Origin of the sequence: Bacteroides sp. B1-V-101 (genome assembly GCF_023656585.1) — a bacterium.
GTDB classification, from domain to species: Bacteria; Bacteroidota; Bacteroidia; order Bacteroidales; family Bacteroidaceae; genus Bacteroides; species Bacteroides thetaiotaomicron.
On sequence record NZ_JAMOKH010000001.1, the window covers coordinates 17760 to 29803 of the forward strand.

10 protein-coding genes are annotated in these 12044 nt (G+C 45.8%); 9 read left to right on the top strand and 1 reads right to left on the bottom strand.

Annotation, left to right across the window (positions count from 1 at the left end):
* Positions 1-220 precede the first annotated feature (220 nt).
* On the bottom strand, positions 221-3925 hold the full coding sequence (gene purL / locus NBH01_RS00060; RefSeq protein ID WP_008767801.1) for a phosphoribosylformylglycinamidine synthase: 3705 nt from the start codon (positions 3923-3925) through the stop codon (positions 221-223).
* Positions 3926-4054: 129 nt separating this feature from the next.
* Here purL and NBH01_RS00065 point away from each other — a divergent pair, with 129 nt between their 5' ends.
* The 9 genes from NBH01_RS00065 (at position 4055) to NBH01_RS00105 (ending at position 12035) form a co-directional block, all read left to right on the top strand.
* Entirely contained in the window at positions 4055-4708 is a 654-nt protein-coding gene (locus NBH01_RS00065) for a LysE family translocator (protein WP_008767802.1), read from the top strand.
* 11 nt (positions 4709-4719) lie between these two features.
* Positions 4720-5265, top strand: coding sequence for a DUF4924 family protein (locus NBH01_RS00070; protein WP_008767803.1), 546 nt, complete (start codon positions 4720-4722; stop codon positions 5263-5265).
* Positions 5266-6114 (top strand): dTDP-4-dehydrorhamnose reductase, encoded by an 849-nt coding sequence (rfbD, locus tag NBH01_RS00075; RefSeq protein WP_008767804.1) that lies wholly within the window; start codon positions 5266-5268, stop codon positions 6112-6114. It abuts the gene before it with no gap.
* 5 nt (positions 6115-6119) lie between these two features.
* Entirely contained in the window at positions 6120-7694 is a 1575-nt protein-coding gene (locus NBH01_RS00080; protein WP_008763318.1) for a peptide chain release factor 3, read from the top strand.
* Positions 7695-7770: 76 nt separating this feature from the next.
* Positions 7771-8361 (top strand): RNA polymerase sigma factor, encoded by a 591-nt coding sequence (locus NBH01_RS00085; RefSeq protein ID WP_225679234.1) that lies wholly within the window; start codon positions 7771-7773, stop codon positions 8359-8361.
* A gap of 9 nt (positions 8362-8370) precedes the next feature.
* Entirely contained in the window at positions 8371-9222 is an 852-nt protein-coding gene (locus tag NBH01_RS00090) for a FecR family protein (RefSeq protein WP_011107954.1), read from the top strand.
* A gap of 568 nt (positions 9223-9790) precedes the next feature.
* Positions 9791-10741, top strand: coding sequence for a tyrosine-type DNA invertase cluster 3b (locus NBH01_RS00095; protein WP_008763389.1), 951 nt, complete (start codon positions 9791-9793; stop codon positions 10739-10741).
* 336 nt (positions 10742-11077) lie between these two features.
* Positions 11078-11656, top strand: coding sequence for a UpxY family transcription antiterminator (locus tag NBH01_RS00100; protein ID WP_072067381.1), 579 nt, complete (start codon positions 11078-11080; stop codon positions 11654-11656).
* A 10-nt stretch (positions 11657-11666) separates the two neighbouring features.
* Complete coding sequence (locus NBH01_RS00105) at positions 11667-12035, top strand: UpxZ family transcription anti-terminator antagonist (RefSeq protein WP_016267018.1); 369 nt, start codon at positions 11667-11669, stop codon at positions 12033-12035.
* Positions 12036-12044: the final 9 nt, after the last annotated feature.

Here is a 12044-nt window from a genome sequence, read left to right on the forward strand (position 1 = left end):
ACAAAATTAAGAAGATTTTTCGACACTACAAAATTTTAGGTTAAGATAACGGTGCTCTCAAAGTGAAGTATACAGGAGCTTTCGCAGCTATTTGTATATCCTGTTTATTTAGGGAAATTAAGTTGTAATATGCAGACTTTGGGTATGGAAAAGGAGTTAAAACAAGAGGCTGTTACTTTATAACAAATAACAGCCTCCGTTTCAATGATAGAAAGATATCTTATTTAGTCTTCTCTTCTACCCATTTGCGGGCATTGACAAATGCTTCTATCCATGGAGTAATCTGATCGCTGTTCTTACGGTCAGCAGGATAGCAGCCATTCTGCCACGGGAAGATAGCACGTTCGAGGTGAGGCATCATTGCCAGATGGCGGCCGTCGGCGCTGGCAAGACCTGCGATAGAATAATCGGAACCGTTCGGGTTGCCGGGGTATTCATCGTAGCTGTATTTTGCCACTACGTTGTATTGGTCTTCATCGTAAGGCAGAGAGAATTTACCTTCTCCGTGAGCCACCCAGATACCCAGTTTGCTGCCGCTCAATGAGCCGAACATTACACTGCGGTTGGTCGGGATTGTCAAGCCTACATAAGTCGATTCGAATTTATGTGAGTCGTTGTGCAGCATCTTGCCTTTCTTTTCGTGTTCCGGATTGATAAGTCCCAGTTCCATCATCAACTGGCAACCGTTGCAGATACCCAGTGAAAGCGTATCTTCACGTGCGTAGAACTTGTCAAGTGCCTCTTTGGCTTTAGGGTTGAACAAGAAACCTCCTGCCCATCCTTTGGCCGAACCGAGTACGTCGGAGTTGGAGAATCCACCGCAGTAAACAATCATGTTTACATCTTCCAGTGTTTCGCGTCCGCTGATCAGGTCGGTCATCGTCACGTCTTTCACGTCGAAGCCGGCAAGATAGAGTGAGTAAGCCATTTCGCGTTCGCCGTTCGTTCCTTTCTCGCGGATGATGGCAGCGCGGACACCGCTCGGAGTACGACGGTCCGGAGTGATACCATACTGAGAGAGTTTACCTTTGAATCCGGGCATGAAAGCGAATTCAACCGGTTGCATCTTATAGTTTTCGAAACGTTTCTTTGCGCAGCCGTTCATAGACTGTTTGCGGTCGAGCAGGTAAGAAGAAGAATACCATACGTCACGCATATAGTCAACACCGAACTGATAAGTAGCGTCGCCCTTCGATACCAGGATATGACGTTCGTCGGTCGGTTTACCCAGTTTCACGAATCCTACGCCTGCATCTTCCAGAATCTTTTTCACTTCTTCTTTATGCTTGTCGCTGATCTGGATCACGATACCCGGATTTTCTGCAAACAGAATCTTGATGATATCTTGTTCCTTCATCTTGTCGAGGCTGATTTCCATACCGCCTTCAACGTTGGCGAAGCACATTTCCAGTAATGTAGTGATCAGACCACCTGCTGAAATATCGTGTCCTGCCAGGATCAGTCCCTTGTTCACCAGTTCCTGTACGGCAAGGAAAGCATCGCGGAAGTATTCGGCATCCTGTACGCAGGGTACGTCGTCGCCAACTTTACCCAGAGACTGTGCAAAAGCGGAACCTCCGAGTTTCAGTTCGTCGAAGCTGAAATCGATATGATAGAGTGTTGTCTTTTCGTTGTTCACCAATACCGGAGATACGACTTTCTTCACGTCGGATACTTCGCCACCGGCAGATACGATCACTGTTCCCGGAGAAATCACTTTCTCGCCGTTCGGATATTTCTGTGTCATGGACAAAGAGTCCTTTCCGGTAGGAACATTGATTTGCAGAGCGCAGCAGAAGTCGCTCAATGCTTTCACGGCAGTGTAAAGACGGGCGTCTTCACCTTCCTGTGAGCGGCACGGCCACATCCAGTTGGCAGACAGGGAAATGCTGTCCATGCCTTCTGCCATCGGAGCCCAGACAAGGTTTGTCAGTGCTTCGGATACCGAAAGGATAGAGCCGGCAGCCGGATCAGCCAGTGCGGCTTGCGGAGCGTGACCGATAGAAGTGGCGATACCTTTTTCACCACGATAGTCGAGTGCTACGACACCACAGTCGCTCAACGGCAACTGAAGTTCGCCCTGGCATTGCTGGCGGGCTACTTTACCCGTTACGGAGCGGTCTACCTTATTTGTCAGCCAGTCCTTACAAGCTACGGCTTCGAGTTGCAGCACATTGGTCAGGTATTCATGTAATTTCGGCAATTCGTATTCCGGCATTTCATAATGACGTTCTACGGTCTTGTCGATCATATAAGTCTTCGGAGATGAACCGAACATCTGCTCAACGGCCAGGTCGAACGGACGTACGCCGTCTGCCTGCTGGAAAGAGAAGCGGTGATCGCCGGTTGTTTCACCTACTACGTACATCGGAGCGCGTTCGCGTTCGGCAATCTTACGTACATGTTCGATGGCTTCTTCTTTGATCAGAAGTCCCATACGTTCCTGACTTTCGTTGGCGATGATTTCTTTAGCGGACAATGTCTTGTCGCCGATCGGAAGTTTGCTCATGTCGATCAGACCGCCACATTCTTCCACCAATTCCGACAGACAGTTTACGTGACCTGCCGAACCGTGGTCGTGGATAGAAACGACCGGATTCACATCTTCCTCGCAGAGTGCGCGTACTACGTTGTTGGCACGTTTCTGCATTTCGGCGTTGGCACGTTGTACGGCATTCAGTTCAATACCGCTGCTGTAACGACCGGTATCTACAGAAGATACGGAACCGCCACCCAGTCCGATACGGTAATTGTCGCCACCGATGACGACTACTTTGTTTCCTGCTTCCGGAGTACCTTTGAGGCAGTCGCGTTGTGTGCCGTAGCCTACACCGCCCGCAAGCATTATAACTTTGTCGTAGCCATAAACTTCGTTGTTTTCCGTGTGTTCGAAAGTCAGTACCGAGCCGCAGATCAGCGGTTGGCCGAACTTGTTACCGAAGTCGGAAGCACCGTTGGATGCCTTGATCAGAATCTGTTCCGGAGTCTGGTACAGCCATTTGCGTACCGGAAGAATATCTTCCCATTCGCGGCCTTCGTCCGTGCGGGGATAAGAAGTCATGTAGACAGCAGTACCTGCGATCGGCCATGAACCTTTGCCACCACCCATACGGTCGCGGATTTCACCGCCTGTACCGGTAGATGCGCCGTTGAACGGTTCTACAGTTGTCGGGAAGTTATGAGTTTCTGCTTTCAGTGAGATGACGCTTTTGATGTCTTTCACCTGGAAGAAGTCAGGTTTTGAGTGATCTGCCGGAGCAAACTGTTCAACTACCGGACCTTCGGCGAAGGCTACGTTGTCTTTATAAGCAGAGATGATTTTATTCGGATTCTCCTGTGTGGTCTTTTTGATCATCTGGAACAGAGACGATTCCTGTTCTACACCGTCGATGATGAATGTTCCACCGAATATTTTGTGGCGACAGTGTTCGGAGTTGATCTGTGCGAAACCGAAAACTTCGGAGTCAGTCAACTTGCGTCCCAGATCGTTTTCTACCTTTTTCAGATAGTCCATTTCTTCTTTCGAGAGTGCGAGGCCTTCTTTCTCGTTGTAGGCTTCGAGGTCTTCGATGGATACGATAGGTTCCGGTTGGCGGTTGGTGGTGAATACGTTTTGGTCGAGTCCTTTGTACATGCGTTGCAGCATCGGGTCGTAGTCGGCATTTTCATCTTTTACCGGAAAATATTCCTCGATGCGGAGAATGTCTTCAAGTCCCATGTTTTGGGTGATTTCTACTGCGTTTGTACTCCAAGGGGTAATCATTTCGCGGCGTGGGCCGACGAAACAGCCTTTCAGGTTTTCTTCACTTTCCGTCACGGCTTCTCCAAAAAGCCAGCAGAGTTTATTACTTTCGTCCGGGGTGAGCTGATGGTTGCTCTCTACGGCAATCACGCTCTTGGAAGGGGTTCTGAAAAAAAGAATCATGTTTATTTTTTGATTTTACGATTTTTCTGTGGCGCAAAGATAAGCAATTTTGGTGTATATAGTGACTCTTGTGTGGAAAAAACGTTAATATCCTATCCTCTTCTCATAAAAAAGTGCGATATTTGCGGCATGATTCAGATTGAAACAATATTCGATATAATAGTGAAAGGCTTTATTATAGGCGTTGTTGTGTCCGCACCTCTCGGACCGGTGGGGGTTCTCTGCATTCAGAGGACGCTGAATAAAGGGCGCTGGTATGGATTTGTGACAGGGCTTGGAGCCTCATTAAGCGACATAGCTTATGCTCTGTTGACAGGTTATGGTATGAGCTTTGTGTTCGATTATATTAATAAGAATATTTTTTATCTGCAGTTGTTGGGCAGCATCATGCTGCTACTTTTCGGAATCTATACCTTTCGCAGCAATCCGGTACAATCCATCCGTCCGGCATCGTCCAATAAAGGTTCTTACTTTCACAATTTCATTACCGCATTCTTTGTCACGCTCTCCAATCCTCTGATTATATTCCTGTTTATCGGACTATTTGCCCGTTTTGCCTTTGTGCAGCCCGGTGTCGTGGTGTTCGAAGAAATTACGGGGTATCTTGCCATTGCTTCGGGGGCGCTGGTGTGGTGGCTCGGAATCACTTATTTTGTGAATAAAGTGCGCACTAAGTTTAACTTACGGGGCATCTGGATACTGAATCGTGTGATTGGCAGCATTGTGATGCTGGTGTCGGTGGCGGGATTAATCTATACGTTGCTGGGAGAGTCACTTTATTAAGAAGAAAACTTATGAATCAGATAGCCAGACAGCTTAAAGAGAAAAACATTGCCGAGTACCTTATATATATGTGGCAAGAAGAAGACCTGATCCGCGCCAATCATGGTGAGCTGGAGGAGATCGAGGCGAATGTGATCGCCCGTTATCCGGAAGATCAGCGTCCTGCCCTGCGAGAGTGGTACGGCAACCTGATCACCATGATGAATGAGGAAGGGGTACGTGAAAAAGGTCATTTGCAGATTAACAAGAACATCATCATCAATCTGACAGAGCTTCATAATGCGTTGACTTCTTCTCCCAAATTTCCTTTCTACAGTGCCGCTTATTTCAAAGCATTGCCGTTTATTGTAGAACTGCGGAATAAGAATGGCAAAAAAGAAGAGCCGGAACTGGAGACTTGCTTCGAAGCACTCTATGGACTACTTTTGCTTCGTCTGCAGAAAAAGCCTGTCAGCGAGGGGACTATGAAGGCGGTAGAAGCTATCAGCAGCTTTCTTTCCATGTTGGCAAACTATTACGATAAAGACCTGAAAGGGGAATTAAAACTTGATGAATAAATGAGAATTTTAGTGACGGGTGCCAATGGTCAGCTTGGCAATGAAATGCAAGTTCTTGCAAAAGAGAATCCGCAACATACGTATTATTTCACAGATGTGCAGGAGCTGGACATCTGTAATAAGGACGCTGTTTGGGCATATATTGCTGAAAAGCGGATTGAGCTTATTGTTAATTGTGCGGCATATACAGCAGTAGATAAAGCGGAAGATGATTCGGAACTGGCTTACAAGCTGAACAGTGAAGCTCCTAAAACGCTGGCATGTGCAGCGCAGTTTAATGGTGCGGCGATGATTCAGGTGTCTACCGACTATGTTTTTGACGGCACCGCTCATATTCCTTATACAGAAGAATGCGATCCATGTCCGAATTCGGTATATGGAACAACGAAACTTGAAGGAGAATATGAGGTACTGAATCATTGCGAAAAGTCAGTCGTTATCCGTACCGCATGGCTTTATTCCACTTTTGGCAACAACTTCGTGAAGACGATGATCCGTCTGGGCAAAGAGCGTGATAGTCTGGGAGTCATTTTCGATCAGGTAGGAACTCCTACTTACGCCAATGACCTGGCACAGGCCATCTTTGCTATTATTAATAAAGGCATCGTTCGTGGAGTCTATCATTTCAGCAACGAAGGAGTCTGCTCCTGGTATGACTTTACGGTAGCTATTCATCGTTTGGCAGGAATCACTTCATGCAAAGTGAAACCGCTGCATACGGCGGAATATCCTACAAGAGCGAACCGCCCTGCATATTCCGTACTCGATAAAACAAAAATAAAAACAACGTTCGGCATCGAAATACCTCATTGGGAGGAAAGCCTGAAAAGATGCATCGATACTTTATAATAAATATGGCAGATAATACAGAAATACAGAGACGGCGAACATTCGCCATTATTGCGCATCCGGATGCCGGTAAGACATCATTGACGGAGAAGTTATTGCTTTTCGGTGGTCAGATTCAGGTGGCAGGTGCGGTCAAGAGCAATAAAATCAAGAAAACGGCTACTTCCGACTGGATGGAGATTGAGAAACAGCGTGGTATCTCGGTGACAACTTCCGTAATGGAATTTGACTATCGGGACTACAAGATCAATATTCTTGATACTCCGGGTCACCAGGACTTTGCCGAAGACACATACCGTACGCTGACTGCTGTAGACAGCGTTATCATTGTAGTAGACGGAGCGAAAGGTGTGGAAACACAAACCCGTAAACTGATGGAAGTGTGCCGTATGAGAAAAACTCCGGTCATCATTTTCGTTAATAAAATGGACCGTGAAGGTAAGGACCCGTTTGACTTGCTGGACGAGCTGGAAGAAGAACTGATGATTCAGGTCCGCCCGCTGTCATGGCCTATCGAACAGGGAGCCCGCTTCAAAGGAGTATATAATATTTATGAGAAGAAACTGGACTTGTACCAACCTTCCAAACAAGTGGTGACGGAGAAGGTAGAAGTCGACATACATACGGAAGAACTGGATAAGCAGATCGGTAAGCCGCTGGCAGACAAACTGCGTGGCGATCTGGAACTGATCGAAGGAGTTTATCCGGAACTGGATGTGGAATCTTATCTGGCAGGAGATTGCGCACCTGTATTCTTTGGCTCTGCCTTGAATAATTTTGGTGTACAGGAATTGTTGAACTGCTTTGTGGAGATTGCTCCTAGTCCTCGTCCTGTACAGGCAGAAGAGCGTGAAGTGAAACCGGACGAACCGAAATTCACCGGATTCATCTTTAAGATTACCGCCAATATCGACCCGAATCATCGTTCGTGTGTAGCATTCTGCAAGATATGTTCGGGCAAATTTGTACGTAATGCACCCTATCAGCACGTCCGTCATGGCAAGACCATGCGTTTCTCATCGCCCACCCAGTTTATGGCACAGCGGAAAACGACCATTGACGAAGCCTATGCAGGAGATATCATCGGTTTGCCGGACAACGGAACTTTCAAGATCGGTGATACGCTGACGGAAGGAGAACTGCTCCATTTCCGCGGTTTGCCCAGCTTCTCGCCGGAGATGTTCAAGTATATCGAAAATGCCGATCCGATGAAGCAGAAACAGCTGGCAAAGGGTATCGACCAGTTGATGGACGAAGGTGTGGCACAGTTGTTTGTCAATCAGTTCAACGGCCGCAAGATTATTGGTACGGTCGGACAGTTGCAGTTTGAGGTTATCCAGTATCGTCTGCTGAACGAGTATAATGCTTCTTGCCGTTGGGAACCGGTAAGTTTGTACAAGGCTTGTTGGGTAGAAAGCGATGATCCTGCTGAGCTGGAAGCTTTCAAGAAACGTAAATACCAATATATGGCGAAAGACAGGGAAGGACGTGACGTATTCCTTGCCGATTCAGGTTATGTGCTTCAGATGGCACAAATGGACTTCAAGCACATTAAATTCCACTTCACAAGTGAATTTTAGTCTGCTTGGTGGAATTTAACAAAAATAATTGGTAAAAGGGGAAGAATTATGTTACCTGTAAATAAGGGAAGGAGAAATGAATACAACATTTTGGGAGAAAATCCAGCAGGGGGATGAAGAAGCATTCCGGCAACTCTACAATGAATATTCGGATTTACTTTACGGATATGGGATGAAGATTGCCGGTGATGATGATCTGGTAACTGAATCCATTCAGTCTTTGTTCGTTTATCTGTATGAGAAGAGGCAGAGTTATTCCGAGCCTCAGTCCATATCCGCTTACCTGTGTGTGGCGCTGAAACGCATGCTGCTGAATGAGTTGAAGAAAACTGCTAATGGCGTATTCACATCATTGGACGAAGTTAACTCAAGCGAATATAGATTCGATTTGGAGATAGACATAGAAACAGCGATTGTCCGTTCCGAACTTGAAAGAGAGCAGTTAGAAGTTCTGCAGAAAGAAATAAATGGCTTGACAAAGCAGCAGAGAGAGGTATTATACTTGAAGTATTATAAAAAACTGAATTCGGACGAAATAGCCGAAGTGATGGGACTGACTTCCCGTACTGTTTATAATACTACCCACATGGCAATATCCAGACTGAGAGAGCGATTGAGCAAATCATTCCTGTTGACTGTAGCTGCTAATTTATGGATTTTTAATTGAGGTGAGGATATGGAGAATAGGAAAGAACTTCTGGAACAATATATGGAAGACGGCAAACTTCCTCTGAAAGGTGAGTTGTTTGCACGGAAGTCTGTAGTTGGTGGGAAGTTAGAAGAATTTCGTGAAGAAAAACGTGCGGATGCATTAACAAGCAGACCGAACGCTGCAGGAAGACAGAAACTGATTGTTCTTAGGAGCAGTTGTATCTACTGGAGAGTAGCGGCCCTGTTTATCCTGCTTTTCGGAATAGGCGGTTATTACTATCTGTCGGAAGAGAAGATTACGTCTGAAGCAGTAGCTGTCGATTACAAGCTACCGGATGGCAGTTCTGTGAAGCTGATGCAAAACTCAACTTTGTCTTATAATAAAGTGAGTTGGCTTTGGGGGCGTAAACTGAATCTGCTCGGATCGGCCTTTTTTGACGTGACTCCGGGTAAAACATTTACTGTACGAACGGAAGCCGGAGATGTTACGGTGTTAGGTACAAAATTCTTGGTCGAGCAGGAAGGAAAAACGATCACTGTCAATTGTGAAGAGGGAACAGTGAAGGTAGAGACACCAATCGGCGAACAGACATTGAATGCCGGTGAAAGTGTACGCTGTGATGAGAATAAGATTGGTCCTGTTCAGGAAAAGGAAGAACTGCCCGAAGTACTCGGTTATGAAGATGATCCGCTGGTCAATGTAGTAGCAGATATTCAGCATATCTTTGATGTGGAAGTGGTAGGGTGTGAAAAATATAATGAACTGTACTATAACGGAACCATCCTGACGAGAGATCTGCACGAAACATTGAAAAAAGTATTTGGTTCTTTGGGAATCAATTATCAGTTGAGCGGGCAGAAAGTCATATTAGAATAGACGGGAACAGAAGTCCACACCGTAAAAAAGAGAAATTATCCTTGATATAAAGCAGGAAGTGAAATATTTCTGCAATTAAAAAACGCCTCTCAGAGTACTCTGGAAGGCGTTTTTTAATTAAATCTATTTTTTCTTCTATTTTTCTTGGTAAAAAAGGAAAGAAAGCTCCTCTTATAAATATAAGGAACTATTTATAAACAGACAATAGATAACAGGTGGATGAACTGTCCATGGCTAGACAGAATTTTAAGGGGAGTAAATTAATAATTAGGTAGAGAATTAGATTGCTTAAGAGAAGAAGTCTCTTGAAAAGAACGAAGAATGATGCCAATTGCTGTTTTAAAAGAAAGCAATAGCGAACGAATTGGCAATTAGTAAGTGAGTTTAATTTTATTGTTTTCCAAATGTGAGAGAAAATTGAAAGGTTTTCTCTCACATTTTTTATGGGGTTACGGATTCGTGAGCATCAGCTTTTTAGTAATTTTAATATAGTCAAACAAGATAAAACTAAGATATCGTGTTTATTCATCTTACTTTGTAGGTTGTAATAAAACTAGTGATGTAAATAATGAATAAAAATGGATTTAGTCGTTGTGCCGATATCTATATCGGCCGTTTGCGCGAGGAGGGCCGCTACTCTACGGCGCATGTCTATCAGAACGCCCTTCTTTCTTTTAGCAAGTTTTGTGGTGTCCATAGTGTGTCCTTCCGTCAAGTCACCCGTGACCGCCTTCGCCGTTACGAACAGCATCTTTACGCATGTGGTCTGAAGCCCAATACAATTTCTACGTATATGCGTATGCTTCGTAGTATCTACAATCGTGGTGTGGAGGCGGGTAGCGCTCCTTATGTCCACCGCCTGTTTCATGAGGTCTATACGGGAGTGGACGTTCGTCAGAAAAAGGCGCTTCCCGTCGTCGCTCTTCGCAGGCTTCTTTATGAAGACCCCCATTCTGACCGTCTCCGCCGTACCCAGGCTATCGCCGCTCTGATGTTCCAGTTCTGCGGGATGTCTTTCGCCGATCTGAGCCATTTGGAGAAATCCGCTCTTGATAGCAACGTGCTGCGCTACAATCGTGTCAAGACGAAGACTCCCATGAGCGTTGAGGTTCTGGACAGCGCACAGGAGATGCTCGAGCAGCTCCGTAACCGGCGGTCTCCCCGTCCCGGCTGTCCCGACTACCTTTTCGGCATCCTTCAGGGAGATAAGAAAAGGAAGGATGAGAAAGCTTACCGTGAATACCAGTCCGCTCTCCGGAGATTCAACTACTGCCTGAAATCCCTGGCAAAGCGGCTGCGTCTCAACTTCCCCGTGACTTCCTACACGCTGCGCCATTCTTGGGCTACCACTGCCAAGTACCGTGGTGTCCCTATCGAGATGATCAGCGAGTCGCTTGGGCATAAGTCGATCAAGACCACGCAGATTTATCTGAAAGGCTTTGAGCTGAAAGAGCGTACGGAGGTAAACCGGATGAATTTGTCTTACGTTAAGAGGTGCGGTTCTGGCCTGTATGTGTGATTTAGAATCCTGATATACAGTGTTTATTGGTGTGTGTTACTTCTTAGGTAACGGAATGATTCATGGCGCAAAGATGGACATATTTATGAAAATACGCAAACAAAAATGAAATTAATTTCTTAAAATGAATCAAAAGTCGGCATAACAGACGGAAAATGACAATATCCGTGTTATGTCTTTTTTTTATTCCAATTTATGAAAAACACCTTCACTTCTGCCTTATTTCCTGAATACCAGTCCTCTTCCGATGTTTTCGTTGAAAAAAGTTCCCTGTTTCGCTTGTCCTTTGTTTGTGAGTTACCTAAGAAGTAACGGATAAACATGGGGTAAAAAAACATGATTTTAAGAAAAAAGAAATCACTCAATGCTGGGCCTATTAATGGGACAGGGGAAGGCGTAGCACACTCAAAACGCTGGTATGTTGCTTTGGTTCGGATGCACCATGAAAAGAAGGTTTCCGAGCATCTGGACAAGATGGGTATCGAGAATTTCGTTCCCGTTCAACAGGAATTCCACCAATGGAGCGACCGTCGCAAGCTGGTCACCTCCGTCTTGCTTCCTATGATGGTCTTCGTACACGTTGACCCTAGGGAACGCATGGAAGTCCTGAGTTTTTCTACTGTGAGCCGTTACATGGTGATGCGCGGCGAGAGTAGTCCTGCCGTAATTCCTGACGAGCAGATGGCCCGTTTCCGTTTCATGCTTGATTATTCTGAAGAATCGATCAGCATGAACAGTGCCCCTTTGGCCCGTGGCGAAAAGGTCCGCGTGATTAAAGGCCCCCTGACGGGTCTTGTTGGCGAACTGGTTAATGTGGATGGCAAGAGTAAGATCGCCGTTCGCCTGAATATGCTGGGATGTGCCTGTGTGGATATGCCTGTCGGTTATGTAGAGCCTATTATGGCGGCTGTTTAAGGTGAGGGATATGGATGCTGTTATTTTACAGGAAAACATAGAGGGTTTATTAAATTTGGTACGCATGCTGCTTCCTGGTGGGGGGAGTGCAGGCTGCGTGTATCTGGATGACCTTTCCGCCTTACAACGATCCATCCACAAACAGATAAACGATTTATATTCACAACGGGGGAAGACACCGGAGCAGGATGCTACCCTGTGTTTGGCCATCCTTCAGGGATATAATGTGTCGATGTACGCCAATCCGGAAGACGAGGATAGAAAACGGTCTGTCTTGCAGCGTTCTCTGACCCTCCTTGATGTTCTTCCCCCTTCTCTTCTTAAACAACAGTTGTCTGCGGTCTGTCACGGTATGCAGGAACTGTGTGAAACCAACTAACTTTTTTAT

Coding starts and splice junctions, on each gene's coding strand:
- NBH01_RS00090 (WP_011107954.1), top strand. CDS start 8,371: ATGGAGAATAGGAAAGAACTTCTGGAACAATATATGGAAGACGGCAAA.
- NBH01_RS00065 (WP_008767802.1), top strand. CDS start 4,055: ATGATTCAGATTGAAACAATATTCGATATAATAGTGAAAGGCTTTATT.
- NBH01_RS00085 (WP_225679234.1), top strand. CDS start 7,771: ATGAATACAACATTTTGGGAGAAAATCCAGCAGGGGGATGAAGAAGCA.
- NBH01_RS00070 (WP_008767803.1), top strand. CDS start 4,720: ATGAATCAGATAGCCAGACAGCTTAAAGAGAAAAACATTGCCGAGTAC.
- NBH01_RS00105 (WP_016267018.1), top strand. CDS start 11,667: ATGGATGCTGTTATTTTACAGGAAAACATAGAGGGTTTATTAAATTTG.
- purL (WP_008767801.1), bottom strand. CDS start 3,925: ATGATTCTTTTTTTCAGAACCCCTTCCAAGAGCGTGATTGCCGTAGAG.
- rfbD (WP_008767804.1), top strand. CDS start 5,266: ATGAGAATTTTAGTGACGGGTGCCAATGGTCAGCTTGGCAATGAAATG.
- NBH01_RS00100 (WP_072067381.1), top strand. CDS start 11,078: ATGATTTTAAGAAAAAAGAAATCACTCAATGCTGGGCCTATTAATGGG.
- NBH01_RS00080 (WP_008763318.1), top strand. CDS start 6,120: ATGGCAGATAATACAGAAATACAGAGACGGCGAACATTCGCCATTATT.
- NBH01_RS00095 (WP_008763389.1), top strand. CDS start 9,791: ATGAATAAAAATGGATTTAGTCGTTGTGCCGATATCTATATCGGCCGT.